This window comes from Stenotrophomonas sp. GL_101 (assembly GCF_057835675.1).
Genome location: NZ_CM174432.1, coordinates 1,834,726 through 1,853,106 on the forward strand (window position 1 = coordinate 1,834,726; position 18,381 = coordinate 1,853,106).

Sequence of the window (18,381 nt, forward strand, 5' to 3'; positions counted from 1 at the left end):
CGGCCCCGGATGCTCGCGATATGGCCGAACGAAGATGCCACCGCTACCCCCACCGTGCGCCAGCTTTTTAGCCGAGCCGTACGTCCAGCATTCATAAGCCCCGGTCGAAGGGCAGCCGACCAACGGTCGGCTCTACGGGCGGGGTGTCAGCCGGCGACCTTGCCCCACACCTGCAGGCCGGTCAGCCACAGCCCGAGCATGCTGCCCAGGTTGGTCAGCATGAAGGTCAGCACCACCCGGGTGACCCGGTTGCGGTACCAGCCCTTTACACTCTGCGCGTCATCGCGCAGCTTCAGGAAATCTTCGTAGGCCGGCTTGCGCAGGCGGGTTTCCACCAGCGCGGCGAACGCACCGGTAGGAATGCTCAAGCGGAACGGCTTGAACGGGGCCACCACGATCGCGGTGAGGATGCTCAACGGATGACTGCCGGCCAACAGGCAGCCCAGCCCGGCCAGCCCGCCGGTATACATCGCCCAGGTCAGCAGCAGCTCGCCGCCCATGCCCAGCCCGCCACGGTAGAAACCCACTGCGATGCCGGCCAGCACCACCGCCAGGATGATCAGCGTGATCCACGGCAGGTTGCGCTTCTTCGGAACCTCTTCCAGCGACTCGCGCAGCGGACCGGGCGCATCGGTATCGGTTTCCAGATACTTCGCCAGGCCGGCCAAATGGCCCGCCCCGACCACTGCCAGCACTTCGCGCTGGGCCGGGTCGTGTACTTCGCGCAGGCGCGTGGCCATGTAGCGGTCGCGCTCGCCGATGATGGTTTCATACAGCGCCGGGCTCTCGCTGGCGAACTCGCCGAAGCTCGCTTCCAGCATATCGCCCTGCTTGAGCTTTTCGATCTCGTCTTCGCCGACCTCGTCCGAGGCAAACAGGCCTGCGCCCAGGCCCATCACCAGTTTGATCCGGCCGAAGAAGCCCAGCCGCTGCGAGGCGCGCTTGAAGGTCAGGCCCACTTCGCGGTCGATCAGGTGCACCGGTAGCTGGTGTTCGTTGGCCAGCGTGACGGCGCGCTTGAGCTCGGCGCCCGGCTCGATGCCCAGTTGCTCGGCCAGTCGGCGCTGGTAGGCGGCCAGCGCGAGGTTGGCGGCGAACAACGCCACGCGTCCCTTGCGGATCACCTCGACCAGATCCAGCTTGCCCAGCGCATCGGGGTTGGTCAGCGCCTGCAGGCGCTGCGCATCCAGCTCCACGGCGACCGCATCGAAGCGGCCGCTGCCGATCGCGCGCTCCACTGCTTCCACGCTGGCCTGGGAGACGTGCGCGGTACCCAACAGGGTGTAGCGCACGCCGTCGCGTTCGACCACGCGCACAGGCTGGCCGGCGAACAGGGTGTCGCCGGTATCATCGATCTGGGTATCAGTCATTGCTTCATTCATTGGAAGGGGCGCTGTCGGCACCATCGCCGAGCGCGCGCTGCATCTGGACGGTGTCCAGCCAGCGGCCGTGCTTGCGGCCGAGGCCGCGGAAAATGCCCACGGTATGGAAACCGAAGCGCTCGTGCAGTTTGATCGAGGCGGTGTTGGTCGGTTCGCCGATCACCGCCACCATCTGCCGGTAACCGCGCGCCACGCACGCATCGATCAGTCCCTGCATCAACGCGGTGCCGACGCCGCGGCCCTGGAAAGTCTGATCCACGTAGACCGAGTTCTCCACCGTCCACTGGTAGGCGATGCGGCCACGATAGGTGTTGGCATAGGCATACCCGGCCACCTGGCCATCGATCTCCGCCACGAGGTAGGGAAAGCCGCGGCCGAGCATGTCGTGCATGCGCCGCAGCATCTCGCCGGCATCGGGGATGTCGTACTCGTAGGTGTTGACCAAGTCGGTCACCTCCACCGCGTAGATCGCGGTGATGGCGTCGATGTCGGTGTCGCAGGCGTCGCGCAGCAGCACGGTCACGGGGCAGGGGTCCTGTCGGCTCAGTCGATGTAGCGCTTGGTCAAATCGCCATACGCATCGATGCGGCGATCGCGCAGGAACGGCCAGATCCGGCGCACGTGTTCGCTGCGCTGCAGGTCGACCTCGCAGAGCAGCACGGTGGGATCGCCGCCGGCCTCGGCGATGAACTCGCCCTGCGGGCCCAGCACGTGGCTGTTGCCCCAGAACTGGATGCCCGAAGCACCCAGCGGCGAGGCTTCATGGCCGACGCGGTTGCAGCTCAGCACCGGCACGCCGTTGGCCACGGCATGGCCGCGGTGGCTGAGTACCCACGCATCGCGCTGGCGGTTCTTCTCGTCCTGCGCATCGTCGGGGTCCCAGCCGATCGCGGTGGGGTAGAGCAGCAGTTCCGCACCGGCCAGCGCCATCAGACGCGCCGCTTCGGGGTACCACTGGTCCCAGCACACCAGCACACCGAGGCGGCCCACCGAGGTGTCGATCGGCTTGAAGCCGATGTCGCCCGGGGTGAAGTAGAACTTTTCGTAGAAGCCCGGGTCGTCCGGGATGTGCATCTTGCGGTACTTGCCGAGCAGCGTGCCGTCCTTTTCAAAGACCACCGCCGTGTTGTGGTACAGGCCGGCGGCGCGGCGCTCGAACAGCGAGCCGACGATGACCACGCCATGCTTTTTGGCCAAGGCGCCCAGGCGTTCGGTACTGGGGCCGGGAATGGGTTCGGCCAGGTCGAACTCGTCGACCGACTCGTGCTGGCAGAAATACGCGCCGTTGTGCAGCTCCTGCAGCAGGATCAGCTTGGCACCCTGCGCGGCCGCTTCCGCCACGCGCGTTTCGATCACGGCCAGATTGGCGGCGGCGTCACCGTGGTTGCGCTCCTGGATCAGGGCGACGGAAAGGGGGTGGCGTGAGCTCATCCGGGTGCGGTCCTGCGGGGGAATGGCGCAGTTTATCGCGGATGCGTGCACGCAGCGTGCTGCGCGCTAAATGCGCGGTGCCGCCGCGCACCCGTGGCACCGGGCTCTGCCCGGCTGCTTCATGCTGTTGGGCGAAAAGCACCCTCGGCTGGCGCATCCCTGGGCAGGGCCGTCGGGCACGGGGGTTCGGTGGACACTGGAAAGCCAGGGCAACGGCGACGCGCTTCTGCCGTTCCTGCCGCCGTACGGAATCCATCGAGGGAGGTTGGCGCGCAGCCCCCGCAGGGACGCTCCAAAACATGGATGTTTTGGAGCAGCCCCCAGGGATGGGTTCACGGCGTGTCCCGGAGGGGGCTGTGCGCCAACCTCCCTGCCAGGAAAAACAGAGGCGCAGCTTCGGGCGTTGCCGGGCAGAGCCCGGCACTACGCATCAGTTGCCGGGCTCTGCCCGGCGCCACGTTTTAAGCCAGCAACCCTTCCGGCAACTGCATGGTGATGCAGTGCAGGCTGCCGTTCTGCCAGATCAGCGAACGGCAGGGTACCTGCACGATCTCGTGGTCCGGGTAGGCCGTGGCCAGTACGTCGCGTGCGGCATCGTCGGCCACATCGCCATAAGCCGGCATCAGCACCGCGCCATTGAGGATCAGATAGTTGGCGTAGGATGCGGCCAGGCGGCGGCCCTGGTCGATCACCGGCTGTGCCCACGGCAGCGGGAACAACCGGTACGGCTGTCCGTCGGCAGTGCGCAGCGCGGCCAGCTCGTTGCCCATCGCCTGCAGTTCGGCGTAATGCGAGTCGCTGCTGTCATCGCAGGCCTGGTAGACGATGCTGTCCACCGAGGCGAAGCGCGCCAGCGTGTCGATGTGCGCGTCGGTGTCGTCGCCTTCCAGATAACCATGGTCCAGCCACAACACACGATCCTGATGCAGCCAGTTGGCCAGGTCGGCACTGAGCGAGGCCCGGTCGCGGTCCGGGTGGCGCTCGTGCAGGCATTGCCAGGTCGTGAGCAGGGTGCCGGCACCATCGGTCTCGATGCCGCCGCCTTCCAGCGCGAACGGAATGCTCTGCACCTCCGCACCGGGCGTGAACACGCCGGCTGCGTGCAGTGCACCCACCAGCTGGTCGTCCAGGCTGGCCTCGAACTTGCCGCCCCAGCCGGTGAAGCGGAAGTCGAGCAGGCGGAAGCTGCCGTCGGCGCGGCGCAGCGTGATCGGGCCGGAGTCCCGCAGCCAGGTGTCGTCATAGGGCGCACTGACGAAACGAACGCGGTCCACGTCGATCCGGTTCGAGCGCAGGCGCGCATCGGCGTAGGCCTCGATGTCGTCGTCGGCGACGATGATCACTACCGGCTGGAAGCGGGTGATGGCAGCGACCAGCGCGATGTAGGTGTCCTCGACGTTACCCAGGCGGTCGGCCCAGTCGGTGTCGGCGTGGGGCCAGGCAATCAGGATGGCGGACTGGGTTTCCCATTCGGCCGGAAAGCGGAGCGTGTCGTTCATGATCTCGGTGCGATGGCCCGCCGGGTGGCGGGCGGTAAGGGGTGGGCCGGGCCGCAAGGCCCGATCAGCGGATCGGTGGCTTCGGGCCGACCTCGTTGGCATCGGCCTTGTTGGCCACCACGTCGATCACCTTCTGCTTTTCAAAGTAGACGGTGAACTGCGGGTAGACCCAGCGGTTGATGGTCGGCCACTGGTGCTTCTGCCCGCCGCGCGGTTCCAGGCGCTCGCCCGGATCGCCGAACCGGGCCTGGACCTGCTGCATGCTCTGGCCGCGGACGGGCAGGGCGGTGGCGGGCTTTTCCTGGCTGCGGTCGATCAGCAGGGTGTCGGCGTGGGCGCTGGATACCGCCAGCAGGGCCAGCAATGGCAGGGTGGTCAGGTAACGCTTCATCTCGATCTACTCCCCAGTGGTCAAGAAAGGTGTCACGGCAACGGCGTCACGACCAACGGTCGGGACCTACCGCGCGATTACAACAGAGGCGTCACGACCAACGGTCGGGACCCACCTTGCGATTACAACAAAATTGGCAATAAAAAACCGCCCGGAGGCGGCTTTTCATTCAGGCGGGTCGCGACCGGAGGTCGTGACGCCCTTCGGCTCAGCGCTGGCGAGCCTTGAAGCGCGGGTTCGACTTGCAGATCACGAAGATCTTGCCGCGACGACGAACGACCTTGCAGTCGCGGTGACGGGTCTTGGCCGACTTCAGGGAAGAGAGAACTTTCATTGCATACCTCGGCGTAAACGTTGGATTCGGGTGGAGCGCGGCCGCGATATGCAGATGACAATCGGCAGGTGACGCCCGTTCAAGCCCGCCATTCTACCGGTCTTTTTTCCATCCTTTCAAGTGGTTGCGCCAAAAAAGTCTCAGGCGGCCCCGGGCGGGGGCTAGAATGGGCGGTCAATTCCACAGGGAACCCCATGAACCAGCTTCCTCCCGTGCTCACCATCGACGGCCCGTCCGGGGCCGGAAAAGGCACTGTCAGCCGCATTGTGGCACGCCGCCTGGGCTGGCATTACCTCGATTCGGGCGCCCTGTACCGCGCCGTGGGCGTGGCCGCCAGCTGGGCCGATATCGACACTTCCGACGCCTCGGCGCTGGTCCGCTGCACCTTCGACACCCATGTCCGCTTCGTCGAAGCGGCCGACGGCGGCTTGCGGGTGATCGTGAACGATACCGATGCCACCGACGAGCTGCGCCTGGAGACCACCGGGGCCCTGGCCTCGGCGATTGCCGCCATTCCGGAGGTCCGTGCGGCACTGAAAGAGCGCCAGCGCGCATTCAGGATGGAGCCGGGTCTGGTCGCCGACGGTCGCGACATGGGCACGGTCATCTTCCCGGACGCCCCATTCAAGGTCTTCCTGACCGCCAGTGCCGAGGAACGCGCCGAGCGCCGGCATAAGCAGTTGAAAGACAAGGGGGTTTCTGTTAACTTTGAAGACCTCCTGCGCGAGATCATGGCCCGCGACGCCCGTGATGCACAGCGCACAGTGGCGCCCCTGAAGCCGGCAGACGATGCCGTCATCATCGACACCAGTGGTATCGGCATCGACGCCGTCGTTGCCAACGTGTTGGATCTGCTTCCGGTTTCGGGTGCCTGATCCGTTGTACAGGAGTACCGCCAACGCATCGGCGGTTGTCGCACCATCGCAAGGCAACAACAGCTCCGTCCCGCAATAGTGCGTGGCGGTTTTCCTACTTAACACACGACCTGCCATACCGGGGTCGACCAACAGGCGGGCAGTAAACGGAACCCTTCGGGGACCAATGCCCATGTGTCCAACAGAGTAAATCTAATGACCGAATCATTTGCCGAACTGTTCGAAGCCAGCCAGGCCCATCTGGCCAAGCTGAAGCCGGGCTCCATCGTCAGCGGTGTTGTTGTTGAAGTCCGCGGCGACGTCGTGGTGATCAACGCCGGGCTGAAGTCCGAAGGCATCGTGCCGATCGAACAGTTCCGTAACGACGCTGGTGAGATCGACGTCGCCGAAGGCGACATCGTCAAGGTTGCCCTTGACTCGATCGAAAACGGCTTCGGTGAGACCGTTCTGTCGCGCGAGAAGGCCAAGCGCGCGATGGTGTGGGACGAGCTGGAAGAAGCGTTGGAAAAGAACGAAACCATCACCGGCCGCATCAGCGGCAAGGTCAAGGGTGGTTTCACCGTGGACATCAAGGATGTCCGCGCGTTCCTGCCCGGTTCGCTGGTGGATGTGCGCCCCGTGCGCGATCCGGCCTACCTGGAAGGCAAGGAGCTGGAATTCAAGCTCATCAAGCTGGACCGCAAGCGTAACAACGTCGTGGTTTCGCGCCGCGCTGTCGTCGAAAGCGAGCACTCGGAAGAGCGCGAGCAGCTGATGGACAAGCTGCAGGAAGGCGCGATCCTGAAGGGTGTCGTCAAGAACCTGACCGATTACGGCGCATTCGTGGACCTGGGCGGTATCGACGGCCTGCTGCACATCACCGACATGGCCTGGAAGCGCGTGCGCCATCCGTCCGAAGTCGTGAATGTCGGCGACGAGCTGGACGTGCGCGTGCTGAAGTTCGACCGCGAGCGCAACCGCGTTTCGCTGGGTCTGAAGCAGCTGGGCGAAGATCCGTGGGACAACATCGCCCGTCGTTACCCGGCCAACAGCCGCGTGTTCGGCAAGGTCTCCAACGTGACCGATTACGGCGCATTCGTCGAGATCGAGCCGGGCGTGGAAGGCCTGGTGCACGTGTCGGAAATGGATTGGACCAACAAGAACGTCAACCCGTCCAAGGTTGTGCAGGTCGGTGACGAAGTTGAAGTCATGGTCCTGGACGTCGACGAGGAGCGTCGCCGCATCTCGCTGGGCATGAAGCAGGTTGCCGCCAATCCGTGGGAAACCTTCGCTGCCATCCACAAGAAGGGCGACAAGGTGTCGGGCCAGATCAAGTCGATCACCGACTTCGGCATCTTCATCGGCCTGGACGGCGGTATCGATGGCCTGGTGCACCTGTCCGACATCAGCTGGAACACCACCGGCGAAGACGTTGTGCGCAACTACAAGAAGGGCGACAACCTGGACGCAGTGGTCCTGGCCGTCGATCCGGAGCGCGAGCGCATCAGCCTGGGCGTCAAGCAGCTGGAGCAGGATCCGTTCGGCCAGTACATGGCTGCCAATCCGAAGGGTTCCAAGGTCGAAGGCGTGGTCAAGGAAGTGGACGCCAAGGGCGCAACCATCGAACTGGCTGACGGCATCGAAGGCTACGTGGCTGCACGCGACGTTGCCAACGAGCGCGTCGACGACGCGACCCAGTTCCTGAAGGTCGGCGACAAGGTCGAAGCCAAGTTCGTGGGCATGGACCGCAAGGGCCGTACCCTGCAGCTGTCGATCAAGGCCAAGGACGATGCGGAAATGCGCGAAGTGCTGGAGGAATACCAGTCCTCTTCGGCGTCCAGCGGCACCACCCAGCTTGGCGCGCTGCTGCGCGCTCAGCTGAACGGCAACAAGTCCGAGTAATCGGCCTTACGCTGTAGTCGTTTCCTGGACGGCCCGGACACTAGTCCGGGCCGTTTCAGGGTCTGAGTTCCCCCCGAAGAGCCCGTAATGACCAAATCCGAGCTGATCGAAATCCTGGCGCGCCGACAGGCGCATCTGAAGTCGGACGATGTCGATCTGGCAGTGAAGTCGTTGCTGGAAATGATGGGTGGGGCGCTGGCTGGCGGCGATCGTATCGAGATCCGCGGATTCGGCAGTTTTTCCCTGCACTACCGGCCGCCACGGCTGGGGCGCAATCCCAAGACCGGGGAATCGGTCGCATTGCCGGGCAAGCATGTCCCGCACTTCAAACCGGGCAAGGAGCTGCGCGAACGCGTCAGCGCCGTGGTGCCGCTGGAAAGCGACCCTGCCTGACTACTGCTGGCATCCGCTGCGCGGATGCATGATTTCCCCCGGATGGACCCGTAGAGTGGACGTGTAGAGCGGACATGTAGAGCGGACATGTAGAGCGGACTGTTAGTCCGCTACCCTCCAATATTCCGCTACTCTCTAAGCCTCCCGGAACTGGAGCTGCTGCATGAAAGTCGTACGTCTGCTGGTTCTACTGGCGGTTCTGGTCGCCGGGCTCATTATCGGTGCGCTCAACTCGGACAAGATGGTTCTCAGTCTGGGCTTCACCCAAATCACCACTACCACCGGCCTGGCGATCATCATCGCCCTGCTGTCCGGTGCCATCATCGGCGGCGGCCTCGTTCTGGCCAGCCTGGTGATCCCGTTGTACGCAAAATTGCGCAAGGCGCAGAAGCCGCCCGCCGTCGTGGTGGCCGCACCCGTTGCACCCCCTTCTTCTACTTTCGACGGACGCTGAGCGCCGATGGAATTTGTCTCCGAGTGGTTCTGGTTCTTCCTGTTCCTGCCGTTGGCGGCCCTGTCCGGCTGGGTGATCGGCCGGCGCGGCGGGCAGCGGCATGGCGACAACCAGGTCAGCCGCCTGTCCAGCACTTACTTCCGGGGCCTGAACTACCTGCTCAACGAGCAGCCCGACAAGGCCATCGAGCTGTTCCTGCATATCGCCGAGCTGGACAAGGAAACCTTTGAAACCCAGGTCGCGCTGGGGCACCTGTTCCGTCGTCGTGGCGAAGTGGACCGGGCGATCCGCCTGCACCAGGGCCTGGTCAACCGTGCCGACCTGACCGATGCGCAACGGGTCCAGGCGCTGTTGGCGCTGGGCGAGGATTACATGAAGTCCGGCCTGCTGGACCGCGCCGAGACCGTGTTCACCGAGCTGGCCCAACTCGACCAGCGCGCCCCGCAGGCGCTCAAGCACCTGATCGGTATCTACCAGGCCGAGCGCGACTGGGAAAAAGCCATCGACAACGCCAGCCGTTACGAGGAAGTCACCGGCGAGCCGATGGGCAAGCTGATCGGGCAGTTCGAGTGCGAACTGGCCGAGCGCTTCCGTGGCGCCGGCAAGAACGACGAGGCGAGGGCGGCCATTGCCCGTGCCTACCAGGCCGATGCGATGTCGGTGCGTGCCGGCATCATCGAAGGCCGGCTGGAAACCGATGCCGGCAATGCCGAAGCCGCCGTGCGCGCATTCGAGCGTGCCGCGCGCAACGATCCCGAATACCTGCCCGAAGTACTGCAACCGCTGATGCAGAACTACCGCAAGGTCGGCGACCTCGGTGGCGCGCGTGCCTTCCTGTCGGAAATGACCGAGCACTACCGGGGCATTGCCCCGGTCCTGGCCCTGACCCAGTTGATGGAAGAACAGGAGGGTGTCGCCCCCGCCCGTGCCTATCTCGGCCGCCAGCTCAAGGACCGCCCTTCGGTGCGTGGCGAATCGGCACTGATCGACCTGACCCTGGCCGACGGCGCCGATGCCACCGCAACCCTGCACGACCTCAAGCACATCACCGACCAGTTGTTGGTGCGCAACCCTGCCTATCGCTGCACCCGCTGCGGTTTTGGCGCGCGCACCCACCACTGGCAATGCCCCAGCTGCAAGGAATGGGGTACGGTCAAGCCGCTGCTGAACTACGCGGTGCTGTAAACCATGCCCTTGGCCTGGATGATCGGATTGCCGGCGGTGCTGGCCGTGGCGGCCGCGCTTACCTGGGTGGCCCGGCATTACGCCCTGCGCCGCAACCTGCTGGACCAGCCCGGCGAACGTCGCAGCCACGGGGTGGCGACCCCGCGCGGCGGCGGTATCGCGATCGTTCTGACCTTGCTGCTGGCCATTGCCGCCGCCGCCATGCTGTGGCCGGCGGCCCACACGCCGCTGGGGGTGTTCGGGTTGGGCCTTGGCCTGGTTGCAGGCATTGGCTGGTGGGACGACCACCGCCCGTTGCCGGCCGCGCGCCGCCTGCTGGTGCACCTGTTGGCCGCGCTGATGCTGGGCGGCCTGGTCTGGCAGGCCAGCGGCAATCCCTGGCAGGCGCTGCTGGCGGTGTTGTTCACGACATCGTTGATCAACATCTGGAACTTCATGGATGGCATCAACGGCATCGCGACGACCCAGGCGATCCTGGCCGGGTTGGCGTTCGCCCTGGTGATGCCGGCCCCGTTCGCGCTGGCCGGGTTGGTGCTGGCCTGGGCGTGCCTGGGCTTCCTGCCGTTCAACTTCCCGCGCGCCCGGATCTTCATGGGCGATGTGGGCAGCGGTGCGCTGGGCTACGCCATTGCGGGCCTGGTCTGCCTGGCCAGCGTGGTGACCGAGGTCAACTGGCTGCTGCTGCTGGTGCCGCTGACCGCCTTCCTTGTGGACGCGGGCTTCACACTCCTGTCGCGCATGCTGTCTGGGCAAAGATGGATGGAACCCCACACCCAGCATCTCTACCAGCGCGCGGTGAAAGGTGGTGCAAGCCACACTTTCGTCACCGGGATGTATTTTGTTTTTGGCGTGTTCAGTATTACAGTGTTTAATGCTTGCAGCGATCTGCAGCCGAGGTGGGAGGCTGTCGTGGCCGTAGCGTGGATGATCCTCGCAACCGGTTTGTGGCTCCTCCTGCGCAAAGGAATGCGCAACTAGAAGGATTGTTTGATTTATGGCGCCTTGGCTGGACCGTGTCACCAGTTTGATTCCGCGAGCAGCGATCGTGGCCCACGACCTGTTCATGGTCTGGGCCTGTTGGCAGCTGCTGCATGCTGGCCGCTATTCGATGCTGGCCGATGCGCCATCCCTCCCGCTGTGGAACATCGACACCTCGCTGGTGCTGGTCATCCAGGCGGTGGTGTTCTGGCGCGTGGGCCTGTATCGCGGCCTGTGGCGGTTCGCCAGCGTGGCCGACCTGCTCAACATCTTCAAAGCCAGCTTCATCGGCCTGCTGGCCATCGTCGTGGTGCTGGCGTACAAGCGCTTCAGCGGCGTACCGATGTCGGTGCTGGTGATTTATCCGTTCGCGCTGTCGGCGCTGCTGGGCGCGCCGCGCCTGCTGTACCGGGCCTGGAAGGATTATCAGTCGTTGCAGTCCGACGCCACCGCGCGCCGGGTGCTGATCCTCGGCGCCGGCCAGGCCGCCGAAGCGCTGGTCCGCGACCTGCGTCGTTCGGGCAACTTCGAACCGGTCGGCCTGCTCGATGACGCGCCGCACCTGCAAGGGGCCAAGCTGCAGGGCCTGCCGATCCTGGGCACGCTCGACGATGCACCGGCGGTGGTGCGCGAAACCGCTGCCAAGCTGCTGGTGATTGCCATTCCTTCGCTGGATGCCGTGGGCATGCAGCGGGTGGTCGCGCTCTGCGAAGCCACCGGCGTGCCGTTCCGCATGGTGCCCAAGCTCAACGACGTGCTGCTGGGGCACTCGCTGCCCGGCGAGTTGAAGGAAGTGGCGATTGAAGACCTACTGGGACGCAAGCCGATCCTGCCGGACTGGTCGTTGATCCGGGGCTGGCTGGGCGGGCGCACGGTGCTGGTGACCGGTGCCGGCGGTTCGATCGGCTCGGAGCTGTGCCGCCAATGCGCGCGCCATGGCGCCGGGCGCATCGTGCTGCTGGAGATGAGTGAGCTGCTGCTGCTGACCATTGAAGCCGAGCTCACCCGCAGCTTCCCCGACCTGGTCGTGGAATCGGTGCTGGGCGACTGTGGCGATCCGGCGGTGATTCGCCATGCGTTGTCGCTGTCCAATGTCGATGCCGTGTTCCATGCCGCCGCCTACAAGCAGGTGCCGGTGCTGGAGCGCCAGCTGCGCGAGGCGGTACGCAACAACATCCTGTCCACCGAAACGGTGGCGCGGGCCTGTGTCGAAGCGCGCATCGAGCATTTCGTGTTCATCTCCACCGACAAGGCGGTCGACCCGGTCAACGCGCTGGGTGCGAGCAAGCGCTACGCGGAGATGATCTGCCAGAGCCTGGACCAGAAAACCAGCCACACCCGGTTCGTGACCGTTCGCTTCGGCAACGTGCTCGCCTCGGCCGGCAGCGTGGTGCCGCTGTTCCGCGACCAGATCCTCAAGGGCGGCCCGGTCACGGTGACCGACCCGGAAGTGACCCGCTACTTCATGACCATTCCCGAGGCCTGCCAGCTGATCCTGCAGGCGGCCGCGTCGGCGTCGCATGGGGCCATCTACACCCTGGACATGGGCGAGCCGGTGCCGATCCGCGTGCTGGCCGAACAGATGATCCGGCTGGCGGGCAAGCAGCCCTACAAGGACATCGCGATCATCTACACCGGGCTGCGCCCGGGCGAGAAGCTGCACGAGACCCTGTTCTATTCGGACGAGGACTATCGCCCGACGGCGCATCCGAAGATTCTCGAAGCCGGTGTGCGCACGTTCGCCCGCGATCAGGTGCTGGGCAATGTGCCGCGCCTGCGCGAGGCCATCGCCTCCTATGACACCGATGCGATCAACACCATCCTGTTCGCGACGATGCCCGAGTTCTCGCCGCTGCAGCAACAGGACAATAACGTCGCGTCGGCTAAAGTGCTTCCCTTTCCGGCTCGAGAGGCCAACAGGCTGTGACGAACAAGCGTATTCGCAAGGCGGTTTTTCCGGTGGCAGGGCTGGGTACCCGGTTCCTTCCCGCGACCAAGACGGTACCCAAGGAAATGCTGCCGATCATCGATCGACCGCTGATCCAGTACGCCGTTGACGAGGCGATCGAAGCAGGCTGCGACACCCTGATCTTCATCACCAACCGCTACAAGCATGCGGTGGCTGATTACTTCGACAAGGCCTACGAACTGGAGCAGAAGCTCGAGCGCGCCGGCAAGCTGGAGCAGCTGGAGCTGGTCCGTCATGTGTTGCCCAATGGCGTGCGCGCGATCTTCGTCACCCAGGCCGAGGCGCTCGGATTGGGCCACGCGGTGCTGTGCGCCAAGGCCATCGTCGGCGACGAGCCGTTCGCGGTACTGCTGCCCGATGACCTGATCTGGAATCGCGGCGACGGTGCGCTCAAGCAGATGGCCGATGCCAACCAGGCCAGTGGCGCCAGTGTCATCGCCGTGGAGGATGTTCCGCACGACAAGACCGGTAGCTATGGCATCGTGGCGACCGAGGCCTTCGACGGCCGGCAAGGCCATATCAGCGCCATTGTCGAAAAGCCCAAGCCGGAGGACGCACCCAGTGACCTGGCCGTGGTCGGCCGTTACGTGCTGAGCCCGAAGATCTTCGAGCTGCTGGAAGCCACCGGCACCGGTGCGGGCGGTGAGATCCAGTTGACCGATGCCATTGCCGAACTGCTCAAGAGCGAGCGCGTGGATGCGTTCCGTTTCGAGGGCACGCGTTTCGATTGCGGCACCCATCTGGGCCTGGTGGAAGCGACCATCCGCTTCGCGCTGAACAACGAGAAGCTCGCCGGACCGGCGCGCGAGATGCTGCAGAAGGCCCTGGCCGAAGGTTGATCGCCAACCCGAGCAACCGGTAGGTACCGACCGTTGGTCGGTACGCCAGGACCAAGGTAGGTACCGACCGTTGGTCGGTACGCACCAAAACGAAAAGGGCAGCCTCGCGGCTGCCCTTTTTGCGTTCCGTATCGACCAACGGTCGATACCTACCGGTGCGATGTGTACCGACCAACGGTCGATACCCACCCTCCGGTGCCGACGTGTTGTCGGCACCCACGCGGCATCACAGCGACTCGAAAATGCCCGCTGCGCCCATGCCGGTGCCGATGCACATGGTCACCATGCCGTACTTCTGCTGGCGACGACGCAGGCCGTGCAGCAGGGTGGCGGTGCGGATCGCGCCGGTGGCGCCCAGCGGATGGCCCAGCGCGATGGCGCCGCCCAGCGGGTTGACCTTGGACGGGTCCAGGCCGCAATCGCGGATCACCGCCAACGACTGCGCGGCGAAGGCTTCGTTGAGCTCGATCCAGTCCAGCTGGTCCTGGGTCAGCCCGGCCTGCTTGAGTGCCTTGGGAATGGCGGCGATCGGGCCGATGCCCATCACTTCCGGACGTACGCCGGCCACCGAGAAGCTGACAAAACGTGCCAGCGGCGTCAGGCCGTAATCCTTCACGGCCTGCTCGGAGGCCAGCAGCACCGCGCCGGCGCCATCGCTCATCTGCGAGGAATTGCCGGCGGTGACCGTGCCGCCGAACTGGCCGTTGCGGAACACCGGGCGCAGCTTGGCCAGGCCTTCGGCGGACGAATCCAGGCGCGGGCCTTCATCGGTGTCGGCGATCGTGTCGCGGGTGATGATGCGGCGACCGTCGGCCAGGTCGGGCTGGCGGGTGCGGATGTCGTAGGGGCTGATCTCATCCTTGAACTCGCCGTTCTGGATCGCGGCGATGGCCTTCTGGTGCGAGGCGAGGGCGAAGGCATCCTGCTCCTCCCGCGAGACCTTCCACTCTTCGGCGACCTTCTCGGCGGTGATGCCCATGCCGTAGGCAATGGCGACGTGGTCGTTGTCGAACACGCTCGGCGCCATTGCGATCTTGTTGCCCATCATCGGCACCATCGACATCGACTCGGTGCCGCCGGCCAGCATCAGGTCGGCATTGCCCAGGCGGATCTGATCGGCGGCCATGGCCACCGCCTGCAGGCCGGAGGAGCAGAAGCGGTTGACCGTCTGCGCGGCGATGGTGTCGGGCAGGCCGGCCAGCAGCACGCCGATGCGCGCCACGTTCATGCCTTGCTCGGCCTCGGGCATGGCGCAGCCGATGATGGCGTCGTCGATGCGGTTGACGTCGATGCCCGGGGCCTGCGCGACCACCGCGCGGAGCACGTGGGCGAGCATGTCATCGGGACGGGTGTTGCGGAACATGCCCTTGGGCGCCTTGCCAACCGGGGTGCGGGTGGCGGCGACGATGTAGGCGTCCTGGATTTGCTTGGTCATTGCAGTGATCTCTTTGAAAGGGTCAGTTACGCAGCGGCTTGCCGGTCTTGAGCATGTGCGCGATGCGGGCCTGGGTCTTTTCCTGCTGGGCCAGTTCGACGAAGTGCTTGCGCTCCAGGGTCAGCAGCCACTCTTCGTCCACCAGCGTGCCGCGATCCACTTCGCCGCCGCACAGCACGGTGGCGATGCGCACGGCGATTTCGTAGTCGTAGGGGCTGATGAAGCGGCCTTCCAGCATGTTGACCAGCATCATCTTGAAGGTGGCGATACCCACGTCGCCGGCCACCTGGATGCGGCGTGCCGGCATCGGCGGACGGTAGCCGCCTTCGGCCAGCGCCTGTACTTCGGCCTTGGCGATGTACAGCGCCTCGAAGCTGTTGAACACCACCTTGTCGGTGGCGCGCATCAGGCCCAGTTCCTGGGCATTGATCGCTGAGTTGGAGACCTTGGCCATGGCCACGGTTTCAAAGGTCTTCTTCAGCTCGGCGAACACGTCGCCACCGGGACCGGCGGCCTGCGAGGCACGCACGGCCAGTTCCTTCAGGCCACCACCGGCCGGCAGCAGGCCGACGCCGGCCTCGACCAGGCCGATGTAGCTTTCCAGTGCGGCCACGCTCTTGGCGCTGTGCATCTGGAACTCGCAGCCGCCGCCCAGGGCCAGCCCGCGCACGGCGGTCACCACCGGCACCAGCGAGTACTTGATCGCCTGGCTGGTGCGCTGGAAGTTGTGCACCATCTCTTCGAACTGGTCGACCTTGCCGGCCTGCAGCAGGCCGAGTGCGCCGGCCAGGTCGGCACCGGCGGAGAAGGGTTCCTTCTGCTGCCAGATCACCAGGCCCTTGAAGTCTTTTTCAGCGCGCTTGATCGCGTCCTGCAGGCCGTTGAGCACGTGGTCGGACACGGTGTTCATCTTGGTCTTGAAGCTGACCACGGCAATGCCGTCGCCGTCGTGCCACATGCGCACGCCGTCGTTCTCGAACACGGTTTCGCCCGGGCTGAACTGCTCGCCCAGCAGCGGATCGGGGAAGCGCTGGCGCTGGTACACCGGGAGTGCCGAGCGCGGCAGCTTGGCATTGCGCGACGGGCTGTAGCTGCCTTCGGCGGCGTGCACGCCATCGCGGCCATCGAATACCCAGTCCGGCAACGGCGCATTGCTCATGCTCTTGCCGGCGACGATGTCATCGGCGATCCACTGCGCCACCTGCTTCCAGCCGGCGGCCTGCCAGGTTTCGAACGGGCCCAGCGACCAGCCGTAGCCCCAGCGGATGGCCAGGTCCACGTCGCGCGCGGTTTCGGCAATGTCGGCCAGGTGGTAGGCGCTGTAGTGGAACAGGTCGCGGAAGGTCGCCCACAGGAACTGCGCCTGCGGGTGCTGGCTGTCGCGCAGCTTGGCGAACTTCTCGGCCGGGTTCCTGATCTTCAGGATCTCGACCACTTCCGGCGCGGCGCTGCGGTCGGCGGCGCGGTAGTCCTGCTTTTCCAGGTCCAGCACCACGATGTCCTTGCCGACCTTGCGGAAGATGCCGGCGCCGGTTTTCTGGCCCAGCGCGCCCTTGGCGATCAGCGCGTCCAGCCACTTCGGCGACTTGAAGAATTCATGCCACGGGTCATTGGGCAGGGTGTCGCCCATGGTCTTGATCACGTGGGCCATGGTGTCCAGGCCAACCACGTCGGAGGTGCGGTAGGTGGCTGACTTCGGGCGGCCGACCAGCGGGCCGGTCAGGCCGTCCACTTCATCAAAGCCCAGGCCGAACTGCTGGGTGTGGTGGATGGTGGACAGGATCGAGAACACGCCGATGCGGTTGCCGATGAAGTTCGGGGTGTCCTTGGCGTACACCACGCCCTTGCCCAGGGTGGTGACCAGGAACGCTTCCAGGCCTTCCAGCACGGCGGCATCGGTGGTGGTGGCAGGAATCAACTCGGCCAGGTGCATGTAGCGCGGCGGGTTGAAGAAGTGCACGCCGCAGAAGCGGTGGCGCAGCTGCTCGGGCAGCACGTCGGCCAGCTTGTTGATGCCCAGGCCGGAGGTGTTGGAGGCCAGCACCGCGTGATCGGCCACGAACGGGGCGATCTTCTTGTACAGGTCCTGCTTCCAGTCCATGCGCTCTGCAATGGCTTCGATGATCAGGTCGCAGTCGCGCAGCTGCTCCAGGCCGCTGCTGTCATCAGGCGTGCCGTAGTTGGCCGGGGTGATCCGTTCCGCGTAGGACTTGCTGGCCAGCGGGGCAGGGCTGAGCTTGCCCAGGTTGGCGATTGCCTTGAGCACGATGCCATCGGCCGGGCCTTCCTTGGCAGGCAGGTCGAACAGCACGGTGTCGACGCCGGCGTTGGTCAGGTGGGCGGCGATCTGGGCGCCCATGACGCCGGCACCCAGCACGGCGACGCGGCGGACTAGCAGGGAATTGGACATGTCGATAAGCCTTTGTTGGTCTGGCAGTCGGGCAGCGCCCGGCTCTACGGGGTGGAAAGGGAGGTCGTCGCAGCATCGGTGCCCGCGCTGGCGCGGAATCCGGCTTCGGCGAAATGAATGAGTTCGCGGGCGGCATGGGCACGATGCGCCCCTTCGGTGACACCGGCAGGGCGCTTGATCAAGCCGAAATCGGCCATCGCATAGGTCAGCGAGCCGGCCAGGAAATCCAGCCGCCAATACAGCTCTTCCTTGCTCAACGCCGGCACGCAGGCGCCGATGGCCTTGCCGAAGTCGCGCAGGACGTGGCCGTAGTGGTCGGACAGGAACTTGCGCAGGTTGTCGTTCTTCTCCGCGTAGGCGCGGGCGATCACCCGCACGAACGCGCCGCCGGTCTGTCGGTCCTGGGCCATCGCCAGGGCCGGTTCGACGAAGGCGGCCAGCACCGGGTGCAGCTCGCCGGGGTGCTCGCGGCGGGCGCTATCCAGCTGCGACAGCCGCGCGGCGGTCATTTCGTCCATGCGCCGGCGGAACACCTCGTTGACCAGATTTTCTTTGGAGCCGAAGTGGTAATTGACCGCGGCGATGTTCACGTCGGCCTGGCTGGTGACCTGGCGTAGCGAGGTGCCGGCGAAGCCATGCTGGGCGAACAGCTCTTCGGCGGCGCCGAGGATGCGGTCCTTGGTGGAGAAATGAGCGGGCTTGGCCATGGGTCGGGCAGGGTTCAATCAAACGATTGTTTGATATTAGACCTGTGGCAGCGCTGGCGCATTGTGCGACGCACAATGGGCCGCGGGATTCGTTCATCTGCCCGGTAGTGCCGGCCGCTGGCCGGCAACCCGACAATGCCTGAACGGGGGCGCTTCGCTTGCGGTTCATGGGCTTGCCGGCCAGCGGCCGGTACTACCGCATGGTCGGGTTACACGTT

17 protein-coding genes are annotated in these 18,381 nt (G+C 65.3%); 8 read left to right on the top strand and 9 right to left on the bottom strand.

From position 1 onward, the window contains the following. Positions 1-146: 146 nt before the first annotated feature. The 6 genes from AC3IR9_RS08295 to ykgO all read right to left on the bottom strand — a co-directional run bounded on the left by AC3IR9_RS08295 (position 147) and on the right by ykgO (position 5,037). Positions 147-1,382 (bottom strand): TraB/GumN family protein, encoded by a 1,236-nt coding sequence (locus AC3IR9_RS08295; protein WP_489295260.1) that lies wholly within the window; start codon positions 1,380-1,382, stop codon positions 147-149. Continuing rightward, positions 1,375-1,905, bottom strand: coding sequence for a GNAT family N-acetyltransferase (locus tag AC3IR9_RS08300; RefSeq protein ID WP_489295261.1), 531 nt, complete (start codon positions 1,903-1,905; stop codon positions 1,375-1,377). The genes AC3IR9_RS08295 and AC3IR9_RS08300 overlap by 8 nt, the downstream gene beginning before the upstream one ends. A 20-nt stretch (positions 1,906-1,925) precedes the next feature. Continuing rightward, a complete protein-coding gene (locus AC3IR9_RS08305) occupies positions 1,926-2,813 on the bottom strand; it encodes a carbon-nitrogen hydrolase (protein WP_489295262.1) in 888 nt (295 codons plus the stop codon). A 461-nt stretch (positions 2,814-3,274) separates the two neighbouring features. Next, complete coding sequence (locus AC3IR9_RS08310) at positions 3,275-4,312, bottom strand: agmatine deiminase family protein (protein WP_489295263.1); 1,038 nt, start codon at positions 4,310-4,312, stop codon at positions 3,275-3,277. A 64-nt stretch (positions 4,313-4,376) separates the two neighbouring features. After that, positions 4,377-4,703 carry a hypothetical protein gene (locus AC3IR9_RS08315; protein ID WP_489295264.1) on the bottom strand — a complete coding sequence of 109 codons (327 nt, stop codon included), beginning with the start codon at positions 4,701-4,703 and terminating at the stop codon, positions 4,377-4,379. 208 nt (positions 4,704-4,911) lie between these two features. After that, positions 4,912-5,037, bottom strand: coding sequence for a type B 50S ribosomal protein L36 (gene ykgO, locus AC3IR9_RS08320; RefSeq protein ID WP_057628212.1), 126 nt, complete (start codon positions 5,035-5,037; stop codon positions 4,912-4,914). 194 nt (positions 5,038-5,231) lie between these two features. Here ykgO and cmk point away from each other — a divergent pair, with 194 nt between their 5' ends. From cmk to galU, 8 genes are all read left to right on the top strand, one after another. Then, entirely contained in the window at positions 5,232-5,912 is a 681-nt protein-coding gene (gene cmk / locus AC3IR9_RS08325; RefSeq protein WP_489295265.1) for a (d)CMP kinase, read from the top strand. 195 nt (positions 5,913-6,107) lie between these two features. Then, a complete protein-coding gene (gene rpsA, locus AC3IR9_RS08330) occupies positions 6,108-7,793 on the top strand; it encodes a 30S ribosomal protein S1 (protein WP_489295266.1) in 1,686 nt (561 codons plus the stop codon). An 87-nt stretch (positions 7,794-7,880) separates the two neighbouring features. Continuing rightward, positions 7,881-8,186 carry an integration host factor subunit beta gene (locus tag AC3IR9_RS08335; protein WP_017355596.1) on the top strand — a complete coding sequence of 102 codons (306 nt, stop codon included), beginning with the start codon at positions 7,881-7,883 and terminating at the stop codon, positions 8,184-8,186. Between the two features lie 163 nt (positions 8,187-8,349). Further along, entirely contained in the window at positions 8,350-8,640 is a 291-nt protein-coding gene (locus AC3IR9_RS08340) for a hypothetical protein (protein ID WP_489295267.1), read from the top strand. Positions 8,641-8,646: 6 nt separating this feature from the next. Next, entirely contained in the window at positions 8,647-9,825 is a 1,179-nt protein-coding gene (lapB, locus tag AC3IR9_RS08345) for a lipopolysaccharide assembly protein LapB (RefSeq protein ID WP_489295268.1), read from the top strand. A 3-nt stretch (positions 9,826-9,828) separates the two neighbouring features. Continuing rightward, complete coding sequence (locus tag AC3IR9_RS08350) at positions 9,829-10,803, top strand: MraY family glycosyltransferase (protein WP_489295269.1); 975 nt, start codon at positions 9,829-9,831, stop codon at positions 10,801-10,803. 16 nt (positions 10,804-10,819) lie between these two features. Continuing rightward, entirely contained in the window at positions 10,820-12,730 is a 1,911-nt protein-coding gene (locus tag AC3IR9_RS08355; RefSeq protein WP_489295270.1) for a polysaccharide biosynthesis protein, read from the top strand. Further along, the gene (gene galU, locus AC3IR9_RS08360; RefSeq protein WP_489295271.1) at positions 12,727-13,611 is read left to right on the top strand and encodes a UTP--glucose-1-phosphate uridylyltransferase GalU; all 885 of its coding nucleotides are present in this window, start codon (positions 12,727-12,729) and stop codon (positions 13,609-13,611) included. The genes AC3IR9_RS08355 and galU overlap by 4 nt, the downstream gene beginning before the upstream one ends. A gap of 226 nt (positions 13,612-13,837) precedes the next feature. Here galU and AC3IR9_RS08365 read toward each other — a convergent pair whose 3' ends face one another. From AC3IR9_RS08365 to AC3IR9_RS08375, 3 genes are read right to left on the bottom strand one after another with little or no spacing between them, the layout of a single operon-like run. Further along, entirely contained in the window at positions 13,838-15,046 is a 1,209-nt protein-coding gene (locus AC3IR9_RS08365) for an acetyl-CoA C-acyltransferase (protein ID WP_489295272.1), read from the bottom strand. A 22-nt stretch (positions 15,047-15,068) separates the two neighbouring features. Continuing rightward, the gene (locus AC3IR9_RS08370) at positions 15,069-17,456 is read right to left on the bottom strand and encodes a 3-hydroxyacyl-CoA dehydrogenase/enoyl-CoA hydratase family protein (protein WP_489295273.1); all 2,388 of its coding nucleotides are present in this window, start codon (positions 17,454-17,456) and stop codon (positions 15,069-15,071) included. 44 nt (positions 17,457-17,500) lie between these two features. Continuing rightward, entirely contained in the window at positions 17,501-18,163 is a 663-nt protein-coding gene (locus AC3IR9_RS08375) for a TetR family transcriptional regulator (RefSeq protein ID WP_489295274.1), read from the bottom strand. Between the last annotated feature and the right edge of the window lie 218 nt (positions 18,164-18,381).